The sequence below is a fragment of the Flavobacterium sp. LAR06 genome (genome assembly GCF_041946075.1).
Taxonomy (GTDB): Bacteria; Bacteroidota; Bacteroidia; order Flavobacteriales; family Flavobacteriaceae; genus Flavobacterium.
In genome coordinates this window covers 1-22028 of record NZ_JAUTYT010000025.1, presented here as the reverse complement: position 1 = coordinate 22028, position 22028 = coordinate 1, and the positions used below count along the sequence as shown (strand labels likewise).

The following is a 22028-nucleotide window of genomic DNA, read 5'->3' as shown; positions in this document are numbered from 1 at the left end:
ATATTAAAATAAGCCGCCCTGAATATTTGTATTTATTTTCCCTAAATGCTTATAAGCTTTATCCGTGACTTCACGCCCACGAGGAGTACGCATAATAAACCCCTCCTGAATTAAAAAAGGTTCATAAACTTCTTCAATCGTTTCACTACTTTCAGAAACTGCTGTTGCCAATGTTGAAAGTCCAACAGGACCTCCTTTAAACTTATTGATAATAGTCAATAAAATTTTATTATCCATTTCATCAAGTCCATGTGCATCGACATTTAACGCTTTTAAGGCGTAACGAGCAATTTCCAGATCAATCGTTCCATTACCTTTTATTTGTGCAAAGTCACGAACTCTACGCAACAAAGCATTAGCAATACGAGGTGTTCCCCTACTACGCCCGGCAATTTCGATTGCGGCATCCAAAGAAATTGGCATTTTTAAGATTGAAGAACTTCTTTCAACAATAGTAGTTAAAAGTTCAGTAGTATAGTATTGTAGTCGAGATGAAATTCCAAAGCGGGCACGCATCGGAGCAGTAAGTAAACCAGAACGAGTAGTAGCACCTATTAAAGTAAACGGATTCAAATTAATCTGAACTGTTCTGGCGTTTGGCCCTGATTCAATCATGATGTCTATTTTAAAATCTTCCATTGCCGAATATAAATATTCTTCAACAATTGGACTTAAACGATGGATCTCATCAATAAACAAAACATCTCTCTCATCAAGATTAGTAAGCAATCCTGCTAAGTCACCAGGCTTATCTAATACTGGTCCTGAAGTAATTTTAATTCCAACTTCCAACTCATTAGCCAGAATGTTTGCTAAAGTAGTTTTACCTAATCCTGGAGGACCATGAAAAAGTGTATGATCAAGTGCTTCTCCACGCTGATTGGCAGCAGCGACAAAAACTTTCAGGTTCTCTAAAACCTGATCTTGTCCGGCAAAATCATCAAATGATAGCGGACGCAATCTTTTTTCAAGATCTAGTTCTTCTGGATTGTATCCCTTTGTAGTAGGATCTAAATTTTCATTCATCTCACAAAGATATGCAAAGTAATCAGTTTGTAAAACAGTAAAATTGAACCAATAGAACTTTAACTAAAACAAAAAAGACTATCATTTCTGATAGTCCTTTTTAAATATTTTTTAGTGATGTAAAACTTCTTCACCTTCTTTCATTGGTACATTTTGCGGCACAAAATCTACATCATGATTTGGGTTACTGTAGTCATATGGCCAACGGTATACATGAGGAATTTCACCTGGCCAGTTACCGTGAATATGTTCTACTGGAGTTGTCCACTCTAATGTTGTAGATTTCCATGGATTCTGAACTGCTTTCTTTCCGTAGAAAATACTACTAAAGAAGTTGTATAAGAATACTAATTGGAAAGCACCTCCCACAAGAGCAAATGTTGTAATTAAAACATTCACATTTTGTAAATCATCAAATAATGGGAAGTTTGTGTTTGTATAATAACGTCTTGGTAAACCAGCTAATCCAATAAAGTGCATTGGGAAAAATACTCCGTAAGCACAAACTGCAGTTACCCAAAAGTGAATATAACCTAAGTTTTTATTCAACATTCTTCCGTACATTTTAGGAAACCAGTGATAGATACCAGCAAACATTCCGTAAAGTGCAGAGATACCCATTACTAAGTGAAAGTGAGCAATTACAAAGTATGTATCGTGAACGTTAATATCTAAAGTACTATCTCCTAAAATAATCCCTGTTAAACCTCCAGTGATGAAGGTAGAAACCATTCCAATAGAGAATAACATTGCAGGATTAAATTGCAAGTTACCTTTCCATAAAGTTGTAATCCAGTTAAATGCTTTTACAGCAGATGGAATTGCAATCAATAAAGTTGTGAATGTAAATACAGATCCTAAGAAAGGATTCATACCTGAAATAAACATATGGTGACCCCAAACGATTGTTGATAAGAATGCAATTGCAAGAACTGACATAATCATCGCTCTGTATCCAAAAATTGGTTTACGAGAGTTCGTAGCCATAATCTCAGAAACAAGACCCATTGCAGGTAAAATTACAATGTAAACCTCAGGGTGTCCTAAGAACCAGAATAAGTGTTCAAATAATACCGGAGAACCACCTTGGTAGTGTAAAACCTCTCCTGCAATATAAATATCAGATAAGAAGAATGAAGTTCCAAAACTTCTATCGAAAATCAATAATAATGCAGCAGATAATAATACCGGAAACGAAATAACACCAATAATAGCTGTTACAAAAAATGTCCAGATTGTAAGTGGAAGTCTAGTCATAGACATCCCTTTAGTTCTTAAGTTGATTACAGTAACAATGTAATTTAAAGATCCCATTAAAGAAGATGCAATAAAGATAGCCATAGAAACTAACCACAAAGTCATACCTGTACCAGAACCTGGAATAGCTTGTGGTAAAGCACTTAATGGAGGATAAATTGTCCAACCTGCAGAAGCTGGTCCAGCCTCAACAAATAATGAACTTAACATTATTACAGCAGATAAGAAAAACAACCAGTATGAAATCATGTTCATAAAACCAGAAGCCATATCTCGCGCTCCAATTTGAAGTGGTATAAGTAAATTACTAAAAGTTCCACTCAAACCAGCCGTCAGTACAAAGAACACCATAATGGTACCGTGAATTGTAACTAAAGCAAGGTAAATATCATTTGCCATTACACCATCAGGTGCAAATTTATCTCCTAATAAAACATTAAATATTTTGAAAGACTCCTCTGGCCATGCTAACTGCATTCTGAAAAGCAAAGACATTGCAATACCTATAATACCCATAATAATACCGGTAATTAAATATTGCTTAGCAATCATTTTATGATCAATACTAAAGATATATTTAGTAATGAACGTGTCTTTATGATGATGTTCGTGCTCGTGATCGTGTCCGTGATCGTGACCGTGCGCTTCTGCTGACATATATGTGTACTTTAAATTTTCTTAATAAATATTATCTCATAGCAACTTTAGCTACAACCGCTTTAACAGTATCAATAACTGCTTTAACAGTATCTTTAGCAGTACTATCTGTAGTAGGCTCAACTCCTTCAGCTGGTTTTTCAGCAGCAGCGGCTGCTTTAATATCCTGAGCTAAACTTGTTTTTTCACTTAACCATTTTTTATAATCTTCCGGAGTATCAACAACCACTTTCATTTGCATGTTATAGTGAGAAGCTCCACAAATTTTATTACATAATAATAAATAATCAAATGTATAAGGATCTAAAGCTGTACCACCTTTAGCAACCAACTCAGCGCTTTTTTCAGCTCTTAGTTTATTGATATTGGCAACTTTTTCAACCATAAATGGCAACTCTCTGTATTCAGAAGTCGTGTAAGTTGGAATAAAAGCAAACTCAGTAACCATTCCGGGAACACAGTTCATCTGCGCTCTAAAGTGAGGCATGTAAGCTGAGTGTAATACGTCTTGAGAACGCATTTTGAAATGTATTTTTTTACCTTTAGGAATATGTAATTCACTAACAACAATATCATCCTGAGCGTTTGGATCTGACATATCAACACCTAAAGTGTTCACTCCTTCGATTAAACGAACGTTAGCTTTTCCTAAAACATTATCCTGTCCAGCATATCTAGCAGTCCATTTAAACTGTTGAGCATATAATTCAATTTCAATTACATCTTCATCTTTGTCAACAAACATAATATTGTTCCAAGCATATAATCCATAAAGGATTAAACAAGCTAAAACTACTGATGGAATAATACTCCAGATTGCTTCTAACTTATTACTATCAGCAAAAAACAAAGCTTTTTGATTTTTATTTCCTTTATATTTAAAAGAAAACCAGTATAATAAACCTTGTGTAATAAATTGAACTACAAAAATTAAAACCCAAGTAATATTCATTAAATTATCTACTAAAAGGCCATGCTCTGAAGCAGGACTATGAAGTGCTAAACCACCCCATTTTAGTAAACCGTAAATCGTGAAGATATAAATGAAAGCTAAAAAGCCGAACATAATATATCCCTGAATATTATTATCATTATCTGATGCAACCTGAGAATCGTCCGAAGAAGATCCTACCTGAGTAAGATCAAATATCTTGGTCAATTGCCATAATGCAACTGCTAATAAAACTAAAACTATAATTACCAACAAACTTGTCATCTGTTTACTTCTTTAAATATTAATAATGAAAATGTTTACTTTCTTCAATGAAAGGATTTCTTTTTGCTAACAGAGGTGCTTTCGTTAATGCAGTAAATACAACAAAAATAAATAAACCTAAGAAGAAAAGAATAGATGCAATTTCAGGAACACCAATAAACCATCTATCTCCTACTGTACCAGGCATAATCATATTAAAGAAATCAACATAATGCCCTAATAAAATAACAGTACCAGCCATTACAATAACCCAGCTAAGACGTTTAAAGTCAGTATTGATTAATATTAATAATGGGAACACAAAGTTCATAACTACAGCACCAAAGAATGGTAAATTGTATAATTGAATTCTAGTTACGAAGTAAGTAACCTCTTCCGGAATGTTAGCATACCAGATCAACATGAATTGAGAGAACCATAAATAAGTCCAGAAAACACTAATACCAAACATAAATTTAGCTAAATCGTGAATGTGGCTTGTATTTACATATTCTAAATATCCTTTAGATTTTAAGTATATTGTAACTAATGCAATAGTAGTAATACCACTTACAAAGAAAGAAGCAAAAACATACCATCCAAATAATGTACTGAACCAGTGTGGATCAAATGACATTATCCAATCCCAAGACATAATAGACTCAGATACGATAAAGAATACTAAGAATCCAGCAGATAACTTAAAGTTCTTTTTATAATTTAAATCATCATTAGCTTCATCTTGAGCTAAACAATTTTTTCTTGAATAATGACGGTATAAGTTCCATCCTAATAAAAAGATTCCCGCTCTAACGATCCAGAAAGGAAAGTTTAGATAACCTGCTTTACCAGCAATGATTGCATCGTAATTAGGGCTTTTCGGATCTGTAACACCTTCACCTAACCATACAAATATGTGATTAAAGTGTAATCCGCATAAAACTAAAATAATAAAGAAAATTACAGAAGCCACTGGCAAATAAGCCGTAATTCCTTGCATAACTCTAAACAATACTGGAGACCAACCTGCCTGAGCTACTTGTTGAATAGCATAAAATGCTAAAACTCCCATAGAAAGTAGCAAGAAGAAAATACTCGCAACATACAAAGCAGACCAAGGTTTGTTTTGCAATTGGTGTAAAACGTGTTCTGCATGCGCTTTAGGATCATGTCCATGAGAAGCTTCAGCGTGTTTATCCGCTTTTACATCATGTGCAACTGCAGCTTCAGTTTCGTGTGCTTCCTCAGCTTTTACTACATGAGTAGTATCTTCATTAGCAACAACTGAATCTTTACTCACAGCCTCTTCAACATTTGCATCTTTAGCTTCTTCATGATGAACTGCTTCAACTGTTTCTGCGTGTTGCGTTGCTTCAGCTTTTTCTTCATGATGTGCCGCAGCGGCTTCACCATGTCCTCCACCGTGCTCTGATGCTTCTTTAGCCAGAAGAGTTTCTACCTCTTCGATATTTTTAGGAGCAGTTAAAAAACCATATCCAATTCCTAATATACCAAGGGCCATTAGGATGATAGAAAAAGTTTTTAATTTACTTGAAAATGTATACATATCTATTACGATCAGTTTGTTCAACAATTATAATTGGCTTTTTAGTTTTAGAACATAGTCAGCAACTAACCAACGTTCGTGGGCACTTAATTGATTTGCATGTGAACCCATTGCATTTAAACCATAAGTTTCAACGTGAAAGATACTTCCTTCAGTAATAACTCTGTCTTTATAGCTAGGTACTCCAAGAAATTTTTCTCTTTCAACCAATTTACCTTTACCGTTTCCAGTTGCACCATGACAACTAATACAGTAAATTTCAAAAAGTTCTTTTCCTTTTTCTGAATTTCTATCCGCTTCACTTAAAGGTGATTTTAAATTAGCTTTAGCCAATTCATAACCAGCAGTTGAATTTTCATACTCATAAGGTTCAAAACCTCTATTGATAGTTCCTTCTACAGGAAGCTGTCCTTCTTTTCCTCCTTTAAATATCTTTGCTTCTGAGTAAGTCTCATAACCTACAGATTCATACATATTAGGGAAGTACTGATAGTTTGGTGCCGAATTATTGTGGCAAGATGAAACTAAAATAGTTATACCAACTAAAAGTGTTATTTTATATATCCTTTTCATAGCTACAATTAATTCTTTTCAATTACTTTAACTTCAACAGCTCCTGTACCTTCGAAAAAAGAAACAAGTTCTGCTTCGTTATCGTTTACAGCAACTTCCATTAAGAAATGGTCATCTGTTGTTCTTACATCAGGATTCTCAGCTTGCTTAAATGGCCATAATCTACTTCTCATGTAAAAAGTGATTACCATTAAGTGGGCAGCGAAAAACACAGTCATCTCAAACATAATTGGCACAAAAGATGGCATATTCTGAATGAAACTAAAACTTGGTTTTCCACCAATATCCTGTGGCCAGTCATGAATCATGATATAACTCATCATTGTTGTTGCAACAGAAATACCAACACATCCATATAAAAAAGCACAAATTGCTAATCTTGTTGGTGCTAAACCCATAGCTTTATCCAATCCGTGAACTGGGAATGGAGTAAAAACCTCTTCAATATGATGATGAGCAGCTCTGGTTTTCTTTACTGCATCCATCAAAATATCATCGTCATTATAAATGGCGTATATTACTTTATTACTCATGATGTGAATCTTTATTTGCTCTTTCTCTAATGTAATTATCTCCTGTTCCTTTCAAAATTGTTTTAACCTCTGCCTGAGCAATTACAGGGAATGTTCTAGAGTATAATAAAAACAATACAAAGAAGAAACCAATTGTTCCGATGAAAATTCCAATATCAACAAATGTTGGTGAGAACATTGTCCAAGAAGATGGAAGGTAATCTCTATGTAAAGAAGTAACAATAATTACGAATCTTTCAAACCACATTCCGATATTTACCACAATCGAAATAATAAAAGAGAACATGATACTAGTTCTTAATTTTTTGAACCACATAAATTGTGGTGAAAAAACATTACAAGTCATCATTGACCAATATGCCCACCAGTAAGGTCCGGTAGCTCTGTTTAAGAAAGCATATTGCTCATACTCTACTCCTGAATACCAAGCTACAAACAACTCAGTAATATAAGCTACACCAACAATAGAACCAGTAATCATAATAATGATATTCATTAATTCGATATGTTGTAATGTAATGTATGCTTCAAGATTAGAAACTTTTCTCATAACGATCAACAATGTATTTACCATTGCAAACCCTGAGAATACCGCTCCAGCAACGAAGTATGGAGGGAAAATTGTAGTATGCCATCCTGGAATTACTGAAGTAGCAAAGTCCATCGATACAATAGTGTGTACAGAAAGTACAAGAGGAGTAGCCAAACCAGCTAATACTAGAGATACTTCTTCAAAACGCTGCCAATCTTTAGCTCTACCACTCCATCCGAAACTTAGGATCGAATAAACTCTTTTTGTAAAAGGTGTTACCGCTCTATCACGTAGCATTGCAAAGTCAGGTAATAAACCAGTCCACCAGAAAACTAATGATACTGAAAGATACGTTGAAATTGCGAACACATCCCAAAGCAATGGTGAGTTAAAGTTTACCCATAAAGATCCAAATTGATTTGGAATAGGTAAAACCCAGTACGCTAACCATGGACGTCCCATGTGAATAATTGGAAATAGACCTGCTTGAACTACTGAGAAGATAGTCATTGCTTCTGCAGAACGGTTAATAGCCATTCTCCAACGTTGACGGAAAAGTAATAATACCGCAGAAATTAATGTTCCAGCGTGACCAATACCAACCCACCAAACGAAGTTCGTGATATCCCAAGCCCAACCAACTGTTTTATTTAATCCCCAAGTTCCGATACCGGTAGATACGGTGTAAATGATACAACCTAACCCCCAAAGGAAGGCTATTAATGCGATTGAAAATACAATCCACCATTGTTTGTTTGCAGGCCCCTCAACAGGTGCAGCTACATCTACTGTTACATCGTGATAAGATTTATCACCTATAACTAAAGGTTTTCTAATGGGTGCTTCGTAGTGAGACGACATAATCCTTTATATTGTTTCTAATTAATAATTTTACTAAGTATTTCTAACTTTAACATGGTAAACCACATTAGGTTTTGTTCCTACATGCTCTAACAAGTGATATGATCTTTCATCAGCTGCTAATTTAGCTACTTTGCTTTCAGCATCATTAACATCACCAAATATCATTGCTCCAGAAGAACAAGCATTAGAACAAGCTGTTTGGAATTCACCATCAGCAACTGGGCGACCTTCATTTTTAGCTTTTAACTTAGTTGCTTGTGTCATTTGAATACACATAGAACATTTTTCCATAACTCCACGAGAACGAACGTTTACGTCTGGGTTTAACACCATGCGTCCTAAATCGTCATTCATATGGTAATCGAATTCTGTGTTTTTGTTGTACAAGAACCAGTTGAAACGACGTACTTTATATGGACAGTTGTTCGCACAATAACGAGTACCAACACATCTGTTATATGCCATGTGGTTTTGACCTTCACGACCGTGAGATGTAGCAGCTACAGGGCATACTGTCTCACATGGTGCGTGATTACAGTGCTGACACATAACTGGCTGGAATGAAACTTGTGGATTATCCCCAGCTTTTTCCATTTCATTAAATGTAGATAATGAACTAGATAAACCAGCAATATTTTCTTTTCTTTCATTATCACCTTCAAAAGTACTTTCAGAAGAATAATATCTGTCAATACGCAACCAGTGCATATCACGACTTCTTCTTACCTCTGCTTTACCAACAACCGGAACGTTATTCTCAGCATGACAAGCAATAACACATGCACCACAACCAGTACAAGCATTTAAGTCAATTGAAAGATTAAAGTGATGCCCGGTAGTACGATCAAATGATTCCCATAAATCGACAGTTGTAGCCTCAACTTCCTGGTGATCTAAAGATACCATTGGTTTTTCATTCCAATGTTCAGCATCTTTAGTATTAAAAATCTCAAGAGTAGTTTCTTTAATAATATCTCCTCTACCCATTAATGTTTTCTGTCCCTGAACACAAGCAAACTCGTGAACTCCATTTGCTTTCGCAATAGATACAGATTGAACACTATTGAAGTTTTTATATAAAGCATAGGCATTTAAACCTACCTGCATTTCATCTTTTAAAGCCGCTTTACGACCGTAACCTACAGCTAAACCAACTGTACCTACAGCTTGTCCAGGCTGAACAATTACGGGTACGTTTTCCAACTTAGCTCCATCAGCAGTAGTAATTGTAGCATAACTACCATTCAAACCACCGTTAGCAACAATTTCATTTGTTAATCCAAGTTTCTTAGCATCAGCATTAGAAACAGTTACATAGTTATCCCAAGAAACTCTTGTGATAGGATCTGGAAACTCTTGCAACCAAGGATTGTTTGCTTGTTGTCCATCACCCATACCCGTTTTAGTATATAATACTAATTCGAAATTTCCGGCTGATCTTGATTTAGACACTGCACTTGCAGCAGCAGTGTAATCAAAAGAACCAGCAGCTAAAGCAGTAGAACCAATTAGAAAAACACCATCATGTAAAACTTTATTCCAAGAAGAACCTGCAATAATCGCAGCTGAATTAGCTTTAAGATAATCGTAGAAGTTTCCAGGAACACCGTTTAATGATAATAAAACGTCTTGAAATTGTTTCGTATTGAATATAGGACGAATAGTTGGTTGAGTCAAACTATAAGTTCCTTTTGTAAGTACAACATCACCCCATGATTCTAAGTAATGAGGAGCAGGAGCAGCAATTGTAGTAATCGATGCAGTTTCATCTTCTTTTAAAGAAAAAGCAACTGAAGTTTTTACTTTTTTCAATCCAGAAACAAAAGAAGCTGAATCAGCCAATGTGTAAACAGGATTAATACCACTCATGATTAAAGTATGAACACTACCAGCATTCATATCTTTTATTAATTGAGATACAACCGCATTAGAACCTTTTCTAATTTGTCTTGTACCAGCAGTATTAAAAGCTTCACTAGCCAATACCTGATTGATAGCTAAAACTAATAATTGTGCATTTTTATCTTCAATTCCAGATACTAAAACTCCTTTAGAACCAGCAGCTCTTAACTGTTGGGCAGCTTTAACAACTTCTGCTTTAAAATTACCATCTAAAGTAACAGCAACACTAGCACCTGCAACTATATTATATATTTGAACTAAAGCTTGTTTTTGATCAGCAATAGTCATTGGAACACGCTTATCAGCAGCAGCTCCAGATAATGTCATATTTGATTCGAACTGAAAGTGACGAGACATTTTTCCGTTTTGAGGAATACGTCCTTTTGCATATCCTGCATCGTATCCACCACCTTGCCAGTCTCCCAAGAAATCAGCACCAACAGAAACAATTAAAGAAGCTTTCGAAAAATCATAATCAACTAAAGCTCTTTCACCGTAAACTGTTTCAAATGCATCTAATGCGTCAGATGAAGAAACTGCATCATAAACAACATGTTTTGCATTAGGGTTTTTAGCGATAAATTCACCTATTAACTTTTCAGTAGATGGACTCGCTAAAGTATTTGTCAACAATACCACTTGCCCACCTTTTGCTTTTGCATCAGCAAGACTTGATTTAATTTTTAAATCAACAGCAGACCAGCTACTATTTTTCCCTTCCAATTTAGGCTCTTTCAAACGCATGCTATCATATAATGATAAGATAGATGCATGAATTCTAGCATTGGCTGAAAATTTAGCTCCAGAAATAGTATTGTTATCAATTTTAATTGGACGACCCTCACGAGTTTTCACTAATAAGTTAGCAAAATCAAAACCATCAAAAACAGTAGTTGCGTAATAATCTGCAACACCAGGAATGATTTGTTCCGGTTGTAAAACATAAGGGATAGACTTGTGAACAGGACCTTCGCAAGCAGCAAGTGTAACAGCTGCAGTACTAAACCCTACGTACTTTAAAAAGTCACGACGTGAAGTCCCAGATTGAGCTAAAGCATCTGCATTCCCTAAGAATTCTTCTGTAGGAATCTCTTCAACGAATTCGTTATTTCTAAGCGCCTCAACAATAGAACTATTCTCTAGTTCTTCAACACTTTTCCAGTATTTTTTGTTTGATGACATTGTATATAAATATTAAAATCTTAATAATTCGATTAATAGTGGCATTTACCGCATTCTAAACCTCCCATTTGCGCTGCAGTCAATTTCTCTACACCGTATTTTTTAGAAAGTTCAGCATGAATTTTATCATAGTATGCATTTCCTTCCATCTTAACATCAGTTTTTCTATGGCAATCAACACACCATCCCATTGTTAATTTAGAGTATTGCTTCATGATTTCAAATTCCTGCACCGGACCGTGACATGTTTGACATTCAACTCCAGCAACATTTACGTGTTGAGAGTGATTGAAGTACACGAAATCAGGTAAATTATGAATACGAACCCATTTAACAGGCTGTGTTTTTCCAGTATAAGCTTGTTTAGTCTTATCCCATCCAACAGCATCATATAATTTTTGAATTTGAGCATCGTAGAATGCTTTGCTGTACTCAGGGGTAGCAGTAGTCTCAGCAACCTCAGAAATATTTTTATGACAGTTCATACAAACATTTAATGATGGAATACCAGCATTTTTACTTACACGAGCAGCAGAGTGACAATATTTACAATTGATCTCATTATCTCCTGCGTGAATTTTATGAGAATAGTGAATTGGCTGAATTGGCTCATAATTTTGATCAACACCAACTTGCATCAAATAAGCGTACACAAAATAACCACTCGCCAATAATAAGAATATAGAAGTAACCAATACCAAAAATTGATTTCTAGCAAAAGCTTTCCAAATTGGAGTTCTAGCTTCTCTAGAAGGAATCTCAATGCCATTTTTGCTAGCAACTTTCGTCAATACTTTATTAACCATTACTAACATGACAACTAAAATAGCCATCACAAGAGCAAGAGCGCCTAAAATAATATTATTAGAAATTCCACCGCCTTCAACTTTTTCACCAGGAGGGACAGTTCCAGACGTACCAGGAGCTGGCTCAGCTTTTACTTCAGAAGTATAAGCAATAATATTATCAATATCACCTTCAGATAATTGAGGAAAAGAAGTCATTACAGACTTGTTGTTTTCTTCAAAAAGTTTAACAGCAACAGCATCACCTGACTTAATCATGTCAGAACTGTTATGCACCCACTTGTAAATCCAAGCCATATCATGCTTAGAAGCAACACCTCTTAAAGCAGGACCTGTTGATTTAGCATCTAATTTGTGACATGCAGCGCAATTTGCATTAAAAAGTTCCTTCCCTTTTACTGGATCACCACCTGCAGTTGCAGCCGGAGCAGCAGCTTCAGGCGCCGCCGGAGCAGCAGCATCTTGAGCAAATGAAGTTAGGGAGAAAATCAGCGTTAGCGATAAGCTAAGCAGCAATTTTCTTGAGATCGAATTATGGTTACCCACCTTTTTCATATAGTATAATAATTATCTACTAATTTTTGGTATGATTTTTACTGTAGTAAAACAATAAAAAACGAATACCCTCTTTTAAAACTTGCACAAAAATACGACTTATGAACTATTCTCAAAACCTTAAAATAGTCTTAAATATCAATTTATATCAATTCTAAATAATATTAAAATTTTCCATACAAACTTTAAATACTATTTTTGCATAAAAACCATCACATTATGAGAATTTTAACCCCTTCAAAAAGAGTTTTCTTAACATTAACAATGTTAACATTAGCCTATAACATTAATGCTCAAGACCAAAATTTAACAGTAAATCAGGATCCTAAATTTGAGCAGTTACTGAACGACAAACGCAAAATTAACACGTCAATAAGCACAAACGATACTTATAAAATCCAGATTTTTAGTGGCAAAAGCGATGAAGCTAAAAAAACCTTATCCGATTTTAAAAGAGAAAATAGTAACGTCGACAGCACTATTATTTTTAACACACCGAACTATAAAGTAATTGTCGGAAATTTTAAGACCAGAATCGAAGCAGAACGAAATTTAGTCGAAATTAAAAAGAGATACAAACTTGTGTTTCTGATCAAACCCAGCAAATAACTATAACTGATATACGACAATAACAAAAAAGCAACTCAATTGAGTTGCTTTTTTGTTATTACATCTAAATCTATTAAACTTTCTTACTTTCAATATTAGGCAAAAAACCTGCAATTACACCAATCAATGGTAAAAAGGCGCAAATTCTAAAAACATATTCAATACTCGTCAAATCAGCAAGTTTACCTAAAACTGCAGATCCCAGACCTCCCATTCCAAAAGCAAATCCAAAAAACAGACCGGCCACCAAACCAACTTTACCAGGCAGTAATTCCGTTGCATATACCAAAATTGCAGAGAAAGCAGAAGAAAGTATCAATCCAATTAACACAGACAAAATCCCAATCCAAAATAATGAAACATAAGGCAACATCAATGTAAAGGGCGCTACTCCTAAAATAGAAATCCATATTACATATTTTCTACCAAATTTATCGCCTATAAGACCACCCATAAGTGTTCCTGCAGCAACTGATCCTAAAAATACAAACAAATAAATTTGTGATTGCTGAATAGACAAATGAAATTTATCTATTAAGAAAAAAGTATAATAGCTTGTAATACTGGCCATATAAAAATATTTAGAAAAAATTAAAACCAATAAAATAACCAGTGACAACCAAACTCTTCTTTTAGAAAGCTGATGAGTAATAACTTCTTGTGATGTCGTTTTATTTTTGCGTTTTACTTCCAAATGATCAGTGTACCAAATAGCAATTCTATATAAGGCAAAAATCCCTATCAAAGCTACAGCACAAAACCAAACAATATAGGATTGTCCATTGGGTATAATAATTAAGGCTGCCAATAAAGGCCCAACGGCACTTCCTGCATTACCTCCTAATTGAAAAATAGATTGTGCCAATCCTTTTTTTCCACCTGAAGCTAAATGAGCCACTCTTGAAGATTCAGGATGAAAGACAGAAGATCCAATTCCAATCAAACTCACTGCAATCAATAAATAGGAAAAACTAGCTGCAATAGAAACAAAAAACAATCCCACTAGAGTAAAAGTCATTCCAACAACTAATGAATAGGGTTTAGATTTTTTATCCGTATACATTCCGACAAACGGCTGCAAAATTGAAGCAGTAAGTTGATAAGTAAAAGTTATCAGTCCAATTTGTGTAAAAGTTAAATTAAATTTTTCTTTAAATAATGGATAAACAGAAGGTATTACAGCTTGCAATAAATCATTTATAAAGTGAGAAAAACTAATAATAAAAAGAATGGAATAAATTGTTTTCTGAACCACTTCGGGCTGCGTCTTAACATTTGTCATAAGGCGTTATTTATATTTTGAACGGTAATAAATAATGGTAATTTATTTTTAACAAAGATGCTAATTAATTACACTGTCATAATCACTACATTTGGACAATGAATAACGATTATCAGACATATCTTGTTGTGGACTATGGCTTTCAGATAAATCCATCATTATCCGTTTTAGGTTATACTGAAAAAATCACAGACGCTATTTGTGCATCTCATTCGCATCCGAGAGCACAACTTCTTTATGCAACAAGCGGGGTCATGAATGTAGTTGTAAAAAATCAGATTTGGGTAGTTAATCCATTGCAGGGCTTATGGATTCCCGGTGGAATCGAACACCAGGTGTCTTTTCAGAAGAATGTAAAATTATATAGTGTTTTTATAGACCCTTGCTTTGCAGAAAAACTCCCAGCAAGTAGTTTCTCTTTTGATATTTCTGTATTCTTAAAACAATTAATGTTTAAAATTATCTCATTTGAAAATGAAGAAAATCCAACACTTTCTCAAAAGAGAATTATGGATGTATTTATAGATGAGCTAGCCTTAATTAAACCCAGTTCTACTTTTCTGCCTACAAGTAATCATGCAAAACTTCAAAATATCATTTCACTTTTAATAAATGACACAGCTAGTAAATACACCATAGATTATTATGCCAATTTGTCGTTTATGAGCACCAGAACCCTATCCCGGTTATTTATTAAAGAATTAGGCATGAATTTTAGTGATTGGCGCATAAGGTTAAAACTTTTAGAAGCCATAAAAAGACTAGGCGAAAAACAATCAATTAAAGAAATAGCTTTAGATTTAGGCTATGAAACTACCAGCGCCTTTATTTTTATGTTCAAAAAAAATTTGGGAAAAACACCTTCAAACTATATTCTGGAAAATAAAATGAATGAAGTTTTCTAATCCCATTTAAAAATCAAATATCGGACAAAATCAGAATTACATTCAAAATAAAAAAGCCTCATTTTTAAATGAGGCTTTAATTATTCTTTAGTTGCATACTGTTTTTTCCGTTTCTATAATTTTTCAACTTCAGAAAATCTAAAATCAATCTACAACCTTAATTCCATCAGCTAAAAAACGTATCTCTTCTTTTGGCGAAGTAATAGCATTGATCTCAGCTTGTGATTTTTTAGCATCTTTAGCATAGTGTTTAAGATCATCAACGGATGTGATTTTTTTCTCAGCATTACCTTCTAAAACAACATTTTTACCTTTTAAGGACGTCGGAACAAAAAAAGCATAATCCTTCATTTTTACAAAAAAAGAAGAACCATTATCCGTTTTCACAGTCAACCAGCAGCCTCTTTTTTCACAAACATCTGTTACTTCACCCTTAACGGTAACATTTTCTATCTTTTTTTCATTTTGCAATTTAGCTTCTAATTTTTCTACCGAGATCGCTTTACTTTCCGCAGCTTTAGAAACAGCAGCTCCATAATAATCTCCAACTAAAGCATTTCCTGACGGAGGAGACGCCTTTTCAACAGCTTCCTGCGAAAAAGAAATTGCTGAAAAGCTTATAAAAATAATAACTGAATATAAAAATGTTTTCATATCAAATAATTTTATCAAAAATAACATTAAAAGTAAACTATAATTTTTAACTACAAACCAATTCCTCAAAAAATAAATATTATAAAATCCTTTTACAAAAAAAGCCTCAATTTTCATTGAGGCTTTAAAATATAATTATTGAATATTATTTCAATTTCTTTTTGATTGCTACTTCATGGTATGCTTCAATAACATCTCTTTCTTCGATGTCGTTGTAGCCTTTAATCTGGATACCACAATCGTAACCTTTAGAAACTTCTTTAACATCATCTTTGAAACGTTTCAATGCTACAAGTTCTCCTGTATGCACCACTACTCCTTCTCTAATAACTCTAATTTTAGAAGTTCTCATGATTTTACCATCCATTACCATACATCCTGCAATTGATCCCACTTTAGAAATTTTGAAAATCTCACGAATTTCAGCAGTTCCTAAAATTTCTTCTTTCATCTCAGGAGCTAACATTCCTTCCATCGCATCTTTCAAGTCATCGATAGCAGCGTAGATGATAGAATAGTAACGGATATCGATTTCTTCTTTATCAGCAAGTTGTCTCGCATTTCCAGCAGGACGAACGTTAAATCCGATAATGATTGCATCAGAAGCAGAAGCCAACATAACGTCAGTCTCCGTAATTGCACCAACACCTTTATGGATAATATTAATTTGAACTTCTTCAGTAGAAAGTTTAGAAAACGAATCTGATAATGCTTCAACAGATCCATCAACATCTCCTTTAAGGATTACGTTAAGTTCTTTAAACTGACCAAGAGCGATACGACGACCAATTTCGTCAAGTGTAATATGACGTTGTGTACGTACAGATTGTTCACGCATTAATTGAGAACGTTTAGATGCAATTTGTTTTGCTTCTTTTTCATCTTCAAATACATTGAACTTATCACCTGCAGTTGCAGCACCATCTAAACCTAATACAGATACTGGAGTCGACGGACCTGCTTCTTTAACGATATGTCCACGTTCGTCATGCATAGCTTTAATTTTACCATGATGCTTACCTGCTAACATATAATCTCCAACTTTTAAAGTTCCGTGTTGAACTAAAATTGTAGAAACATATCCTTTTCCTTTATCTAAGAAAGCCTCAACTACAGTTCCCTGAGCCGCTTTATTTGGATTCGATTTTAAATCTAAAATCTCTGCTTCTAATAAAACTTTTTCTAATAATTCTTTTACTCCTGTTCCAACTTTTGCAGAAATATCATGTGACTGAATTTTTCCACCCCAATCTTCAACAAGTAAATTCATACTAGCCAAACGTTCTTTGATTTTCTCAACATTCGCATTTGGTTTATCAATTTTATTGATTGCAAATATAATTGGCACTCCTGCAGCTTGTGCGTGAGAGATAGCCTCTTTTGTTTGTGGCATGATATCATCATCCGCAGCAACAACAATAATAGCGATATCGGTAACCTGAGCTCCACGTGCACGCATCGCGGTAAACGCCTCGTGACCCGGTGTATCTAAGAATGCGATTTTTTGACCGTTATCTAAAGTTACTCCGTAAGCTCCAATGTGTTGTGTAATACCTCCAGACTCACCAGCAATAACATTTTCTTTACGAATATAATCCAGTAAAGATGTTTTACCGTGATCGACGTGCCCCATTACAGTAACAATTGGTGCCCTAACCACTAAATCTTCTTCTTTATCTTCAACTACCTCAATAGCATCTTCAATATCAACTGTGATGAACTCAACTTCGTAACCAAACTCATCAGCCACAATAGTTAAAGTTTCAGCATCTAAACGCTGGTTCATGGTAACCATGATTCCAAGCGACATACAAGTTCCAATCACTTTAGTAATCGGCACATCCATCATGATTGCAATTTCACCAACTGTAACGAATTCTGTAACTTTAATAGTTTTACTTCCTTCGTCAATCGCTCTTTGCTCCTCATCAGATTTCTGACGGTGTGTATCTCTTTTATCTCGTCTGTATTTAGCAGCTTTAGATTTACCACCTTTACCCTGAAGTTTTTCAAGAGTCTCTCTAATTTGGTTTTTTACTTCCTCTTCAGTAGGCTCAACTTTAGCCACAATAGCAGGACGGTTTCCTTTTACAAAACCAGGTCTTGCACTTCTGTTAGCATTAAAACCTCCACCACCAGTATTTGGTGTAATTTTATTAGGATTTGGTGTTCCCGGCGCATTACCTGTAGCAGGTTTTGGCGCACCCGGAGTACCTGGTTTCGGAGCAATTCTTTTACGCTTATTTTTGTTCGCGTTATTACCAGCTCCTGGAGCTCCAGGTTTATTAGGTACTATCTTCGGATCTTCTTTCTTTTTCTTAGGCTTATTGAATTGAGATAAATCAATCGTTTGCCCAGTAAGAGTAGTTCCTGATAATTTTTGATATTGAGTAGTGATAGTCTCTTCTGCAGTTGCCGGATCTGTTGAGACAACAGGCTCTTGCGCTACTACTTTTGGAGCTTCCACTTTTACTTCTTTCTTCTCTGTAATAATAGGTTTTTCTACCTTTTTCTCTTCAGAAACGACAGGAGCAACAACTGGCTCAGGCTGTACAATTTCTTTTTGAACAGGTTTTTCTGGTTGAGCTGGAGTCGCAACTGCTTTCGGTTCTTCTACTTTCGCAGGTTCCTCAACAGGAGCAGAAACAATTGCAGGTTTTTTTGGATTTAAATCAATTTTACCAACCTGAACAGGTCCGGTTACAACAGCTCTCGCTTTTATAACTTCTTGCTGTTTTTGGCGCTCTTCGTCTTGTCTGCGTTTGTCCTCAATTTCTTTCTCACGTTCAACACGTAAAGCTTCTTTTTCTTTTCTTTTCTCTTCTCCTACTTCTTTAGAAGCTTCCTTATTCCCCTTATCGCCCGCAAATTGGCTTTGTAGGATATTAAATTCGCTATCAGAAATTTTCGCATTCGGATTTGCATCAATAGCAATTCCCTTATCTTTTAGATAATCAACAGCTCTTTCTAACGAAATATTTAATTCCCTTAAAACCTTGTTTATTCTTATTACTCTCTCTTCAGACATATAACCTTTTTATTATTACCTTTTTCGTTGTGTTGTTAGAGCAGATAATTAGTTATCAAACTCTTCTTTTAGTATTTTCATAACGTCAAGAATAGTTTCCTCTTCTAAATCCGTTCTTCTTACTAAGTCTTCTACTTCTTGTTTAAGAATACTTTTTGCAGTATCTAAACCTATTTTAGCAAATTCTTCAATTACCCAGCCTTCGATTTCATCTGAAAACTCTGTTAATTCAACATCGTCTTCATCAGCTGTTGCTCCTGCAACATCTCCCTCACGAATAACATCTAATTCGTAACCTGTTAACTGACCCGCTAATTTAATATTATGACCTCCTCTACCAATTGCTTTAGAAACTTCTTCTAACTTCAAGAAAACTTCAGCTCTTTTGTTTACTTCGTCAATTTTGATAGAAGAAACTTTAGCAGGGCTTAATGCTCTTGTAATAAACAATTGAATATTGCTTGTATAATTGATAACGTCAATATTTTCGTTTCCTAATTCACGAACAATCCCGTGAATACGAGATCCTTTCATACCAACGCAAGCTCCAACAGGGTCAATTCTGTCATCATAAGAATCTACCGCTACTTTTGCTTTTTCACCTGGAATACGAACTACATTTTTAACTGTAATCAAACCGTCAAATACTTCAGGAATTTCCTGTTCAAACAATTTCTCTAAAAACTTCTCAGAAGTTCTAGACATAATAATTTGAGGTTTGTTTCCTTTTAATTCAACACTTTCAATGATTCCACGAACATTATCTCCTTTACGGAAAAAGTCAGATGGAATTTGTTTTTCTTTCGGAAGCACAATTTCGTTTCCTTCATCATCAACTAAGATAACCACTCTAGGACGTACGTGGTGCACTTCAGCAGTATAAATATCACCGATAATATCTTTAAATTGCTTGTAAAGATTTGTATTATCGTGTTCGTGAATTTTAGATATTAAGTTTTGACGCAAAGCCAAAATAGCTCTTCTTCCTAAGTCAATCAATTTAACCTCTTCAGAAACTTCCTCACCAATTTCAAAATCCGCTTCGATCATTCTTGCTTCAGTCAAGGTAATTTCTTCGTTTTCAAAATCAAGATCTTCGTCAGCAACGATTACTCTTCTTCTCCAAATCTCCATATCCCCTTTATCAGGATTTATAATGATGTCGAAGTTATCATCAGAACCGTATTTTTTCTTTAATGCATTTCTAAACACGTCCTCTAAAATTGCCATAAGCGTTACACGATCAATAAGTTTATTATCTTTAAACTCTGAGAATGAATCGATTAATGCTAAATTTTCCATGCGAATTCTTTAATTAAAATGTTACTGTAACAATTGCCTCTTTAATTTCTGTATAAGGTATTTGTTGCTCTTTTTGAACTGTTTCTTTTCCTTTTCCTACTTTTTTCGGTTCTCTTGCTTTCCAAGACAAAATTATAAAAACATCGTTAGCTTCTACTAATTCTGCTTCAATTTTTTCAGTATTTGTAGTAACAATCAACGTTCTACCAATATTTTTCTTGTATTGCCTTGTCATTTTCAAAGGTGATCCTACTCCAACCGATGCTACTTCCAGCGAAAAATCCTGCTCTTCACGATCCAGATTATTCTCGATTGCACGACTAACATCAATACAATCCTGCAGCGCCACTCCATTATCTCCGTCTAAACCAACACTAATTTTGAAAGAATCTGAAATAGATAAATCAATCAAAAAGATTGAAGGCTTTTCCAGAAGAGCTTCTGCGATTAATCCGTTTACTTTTTCTTTAAATGTCATAATTTTATAAAAAGAGGGGACACTTAGTCCCCTCATTATTTAGATTTTAATAAATAACGGTGCAAATATAGTGTTTTTTTTATAAATCAAAATAAATTGATTGCTCTAAAAATATTTCTTATCTTTATAGAAGCATTAAAATCACGGATTATTCAAATAATTTAACCTCAAAAAATTATGAAACGAATTTTAGTCCCTACTGACTTTTCAGAACATGCAGAAGACGCCCTAAAAGTTGCTGCACAAATTGCCCAAAAAAACGATTCTGAAATTATCGTTTTACACATGCTTGAATTACCACACCAAATGAATGACGCTATATTGGGTGGCGCAAGTATTCCCGAAACAATGCTTTTTATGAAAAAAGCAAACGAAATGCTTGACAACATCTCTTCAAGACCTTATCTGGACGGAATTCCGGTGACCGAAATTGTAAAAATAGACAAACCTATTCACGGAATCACACAAGTAAGCAAAGACTATGACATTGATTTAATTATCATGGGATCACACGGCTCATCTGGCGTTGAAGAACTATTAATTGGCTCTAACACTGAAAAAGTCGTTCGAAACTCTGAAATACCTGTTTTAGTTATCAAAAAAGATATTTCCGATTTCAAAGTAACCAACATTGTTTTTGCCTCTGATTTTTCCGAAGAAACAAAAAAACCATTCGAAAAATTACTAAACTTTACTAAATTCTTTGAATCAAAAATACATTTGGTTACAATCTGCACACCAAACAGCTTCAAACCAACACATGTTATTGAAAAAGCAATGAAAAATTTCGTAACCGAATTCAATATCACCAACTATACAACTCACATTTACAACGATACCAACATTGAGAAAGGAATTATCAATTTTGCCAATAGCATAAATGCAGACATTATTGGAATGTGCACCCATGGAAGAACCGGCTTTGCACATTTTTTCAACGGTAGCATTAGCGAAGGATTAGTAAACCATGCAGTTAGACCTGTTATCACCTTAAAAATCTAAATCAGATTTTTACGACTTAAAATTCACATAAATTTATTGCATAAAAAAGCCTCTCAATTGAGAGGCTTTTATGTTGGTCTACTAGGACTCGAACCTAGAAAGACTGCACCAAAAACAGT

At 34.6% G+C, this 22028-nt stretch carries 17 protein-coding genes; 3 read left to right on the top strand and 14 right to left on the bottom strand.

Annotated elements, in window-relative coordinates:
• Positions 1-3: 3 nt before the first annotated feature.
• From ruvB to Q7C23_RS22570, 9 genes are all read right to left on the bottom strand, one after another.
• On the bottom strand, positions 4-1026 hold the full coding sequence (gene ruvB, locus Q7C23_RS22610) for a Holliday junction branch migration DNA helicase RuvB (protein ID WP_056188325.1): 1023 nt from the start codon (positions 1024-1026) through the stop codon (positions 4-6).
• 111 nt (positions 1027-1137) lie between these two features.
• Positions 1138-2940 (bottom strand): cbb3-type cytochrome c oxidase subunit I, encoded by a 1803-nt coding sequence (locus Q7C23_RS22605; RefSeq protein WP_099710744.1) that lies wholly within the window; start codon positions 2938-2940, stop codon positions 1138-1140.
• 31 nt (positions 2941-2971) lie between these two features.
• Positions 2972-4156 carry a cytochrome c oxidase subunit II gene (locus Q7C23_RS22600; RefSeq protein ID WP_375034625.1) on the bottom strand — a complete coding sequence of 395 codons (1185 nt, stop codon included), beginning with the start codon at positions 4154-4156 and terminating at the stop codon, positions 2972-2974.
• Between the two features lie 19 nt (positions 4157-4175).
• Positions 4176-5702: a quinol:cytochrome C oxidoreductase gene (locus Q7C23_RS22595; RefSeq protein WP_375034624.1), complete on the bottom strand. Its 1527-nt coding sequence runs from the start codon at positions 5700-5702 to the stop codon at positions 4176-4178.
• A 27-nt stretch (positions 5703-5729) separates the two neighbouring features.
• The gene (locus Q7C23_RS22590; RefSeq protein WP_375034623.1) at positions 5730-6275 is read right to left on the bottom strand and encodes a c-type cytochrome; all 546 of its coding nucleotides are present in this window, start codon (positions 6273-6275) and stop codon (positions 5730-5732) included.
• 8 nt (positions 6276-6283) lie between these two features.
• Positions 6284-6808 (bottom strand): DUF3341 domain-containing protein, encoded by a 525-nt coding sequence (locus Q7C23_RS22585; RefSeq protein ID WP_025572651.1) that lies wholly within the window; start codon positions 6806-6808, stop codon positions 6284-6286.
• Positions 6801-8201 carry an NrfD/PsrC family molybdoenzyme membrane anchor subunit gene (nrfD, locus tag Q7C23_RS22580; protein ID WP_026983716.1) on the bottom strand — a complete coding sequence of 467 codons (1401 nt, stop codon included), beginning with the start codon at positions 8199-8201 and terminating at the stop codon, positions 6801-6803. The genes Q7C23_RS22585 and nrfD overlap by 8 nt, the downstream gene beginning before the upstream one ends.
• Positions 8202-8234: 33 nt before the next feature.
• Complete coding sequence (locus Q7C23_RS22575) at positions 8235-11288, bottom strand: TAT-variant-translocated molybdopterin oxidoreductase (RefSeq protein ID WP_375034622.1); 3054 nt, start codon at positions 11286-11288, stop codon at positions 8235-8237.
• A 32-nt stretch (positions 11289-11320) separates the two neighbouring features.
• A complete protein-coding gene (locus tag Q7C23_RS22570) occupies positions 11321-12649 on the bottom strand; it encodes a cytochrome c3 family protein (protein ID WP_375034621.1) in 1329 nt (442 codons plus the stop codon).
• Positions 12650-12868: 219 nt separating this feature from the next.
• Between Q7C23_RS22570 and Q7C23_RS22565 the strand changes: the two genes are divergently transcribed.
• Complete coding sequence (locus tag Q7C23_RS22565) at positions 12869-13258, top strand: SPOR domain-containing protein (protein WP_375034620.1); 390 nt, start codon at positions 12869-12871, stop codon at positions 13256-13258.
• A gap of 73 nt (positions 13259-13331) precedes the next feature.
• Here the strand turns inward: Q7C23_RS22565 and Q7C23_RS22560 are convergent, their stop codons facing one another.
• Positions 13332-14540 (bottom strand): MFS transporter, encoded by a 1209-nt coding sequence (locus Q7C23_RS22560; RefSeq protein WP_375034619.1) that lies wholly within the window; start codon positions 14538-14540, stop codon positions 13332-13334.
• Between the two features lie 98 nt (positions 14541-14638).
• Between Q7C23_RS22560 and Q7C23_RS22555 the strand changes: the two genes are divergently transcribed.
• Positions 14639-15445, top strand: a complete 807-nt coding sequence (locus tag Q7C23_RS22555) for a helix-turn-helix domain-containing protein (RefSeq protein WP_375034618.1) — start codon at positions 14639-14641, stop codon at positions 15443-15445.
• Between the two features lie 144 nt (positions 15446-15589).
• On the opposite strand, the gene Q7C23_RS22550 is transcribed toward Q7C23_RS22555, so the two are convergent.
• The 4 genes from Q7C23_RS22550 to rimP form a co-directional block, all read right to left on the bottom strand.
• Positions 15590-16099 carry a DUF4920 domain-containing protein gene (locus tag Q7C23_RS22550; protein ID WP_375034617.1) on the bottom strand — a complete coding sequence of 170 codons (510 nt, stop codon included), beginning with the start codon at positions 16097-16099 and terminating at the stop codon, positions 15590-15592.
• A 145-nt stretch (positions 16100-16244) separates the two neighbouring features.
• A complete protein-coding gene (infB, locus tag Q7C23_RS22545) occupies positions 16245-19127 on the bottom strand; it encodes a translation initiation factor IF-2 (protein WP_375034616.1) in 2883 nt (960 codons plus the stop codon).
• 48 nt (positions 19128-19175) lie between these two features.
• Positions 19176-20429, bottom strand: coding sequence for a transcription termination factor NusA (gene nusA, locus Q7C23_RS22540; protein WP_375034615.1), 1254 nt, complete (start codon positions 20427-20429; stop codon positions 19176-19178).
• 13 nt (positions 20430-20442) lie between these two features.
• Positions 20443-20907: a ribosome assembly cofactor RimP gene (gene rimP / locus Q7C23_RS22535; protein ID WP_026983725.1), complete on the bottom strand. Its 465-nt coding sequence runs from the start codon at positions 20905-20907 to the stop codon at positions 20443-20445.
• A 177-nt stretch (positions 20908-21084) separates the two neighbouring features.
• Between rimP and Q7C23_RS22530 the strand changes: the two genes are divergently transcribed.
• On the top strand, positions 21085-21909 hold the full coding sequence (locus Q7C23_RS22530) for a universal stress protein (protein ID WP_375034614.1): 825 nt from the start codon (positions 21085-21087) through the stop codon (positions 21907-21909).
• Positions 21910-22028 lie beyond the last annotated feature (119 nt).

Coding starts and splice junctions, on each gene's coding strand:
- ruvB (WP_056188325.1), bottom strand. CDS start 1,026: ATGAATGAAAATTTAGATCCTACTACAAAGGGATACAATCCAGAAGAA.
- Q7C23_RS22605 (WP_099710744.1), bottom strand. CDS start 2,940: ATGTCAGCAGAAGCGCACGGTCACGATCACGGACACGATCACGAGCAC.
- Q7C23_RS22600 (WP_375034625.1), bottom strand. CDS start 4,156: ATGACAAGTTTGTTGGTAATTATAGTTTTAGTTTTATTAGCAGTTGCA.
- Q7C23_RS22595 (WP_375034624.1), bottom strand. CDS start 5,702: ATGTATACATTTTCAAGTAAATTAAAAACTTTTTCTATCATCCTAATG.
- Q7C23_RS22590 (WP_375034623.1), bottom strand. CDS start 6,275: ATGAAAAGGATATATAAAATAACACTTTTAGTTGGTATAACTATTTTA.
- Q7C23_RS22585 (WP_025572651.1), bottom strand. CDS start 6,808: ATGAGTAATAAAGTAATATACGCCATTTATAATGACGATGATATTTTG.
- nrfD (WP_026983716.1), bottom strand. CDS start 8,201: ATGTCGTCTCACTACGAAGCACCCATTAGAAAACCTTTAGTTATAGGT.
- Q7C23_RS22575 (WP_375034622.1), bottom strand. CDS start 11,288: ATGTCATCAAACAAAAAATACTGGAAAAGTGTTGAAGAACTAGAGAAT.
- Q7C23_RS22570 (WP_375034621.1), bottom strand. CDS start 12,649: ATGAAAAAGGTGGGTAACCATAATTCGATCTCAAGAAAATTGCTGCTT.
- Q7C23_RS22565 (WP_375034620.1), top strand. CDS start 12,869: ATGAGAATTTTAACCCCTTCAAAAAGAGTTTTCTTAACATTAACAATG.
- Q7C23_RS22560 (WP_375034619.1), bottom strand. CDS start 14,540: ATGACAAATGTTAAGACGCAGCCCGAAGTGGTTCAGAAAACAATTTAT.
- Q7C23_RS22555 (WP_375034618.1), top strand. CDS start 14,639: ATGAATAACGATTATCAGACATATCTTGTTGTGGACTATGGCTTTCAG.
- Q7C23_RS22550 (WP_375034617.1), bottom strand. CDS start 16,099: ATGAAAACATTTTTATATTCAGTTATTATTTTTATAAGCTTTTCAGCA.
- infB (WP_375034616.1), bottom strand. CDS start 19,127: ATGTCTGAAGAGAGAGTAATAAGAATAAACAAGGTTTTAAGGGAATTA.
- nusA (WP_375034615.1), bottom strand. CDS start 20,429: ATGGAAAATTTAGCATTAATCGATTCATTCTCAGAGTTTAAAGATAAT.
- rimP (WP_026983725.1), bottom strand. CDS start 20,907: ATGACATTTAAAGAAAAAGTAAACGGATTAATCGCAGAAGCTCTTCTG.
- Q7C23_RS22530 (WP_375034614.1), top strand. CDS start 21,085: ATGAAACGAATTTTAGTCCCTACTGACTTTTCAGAACATGCAGAAGAC.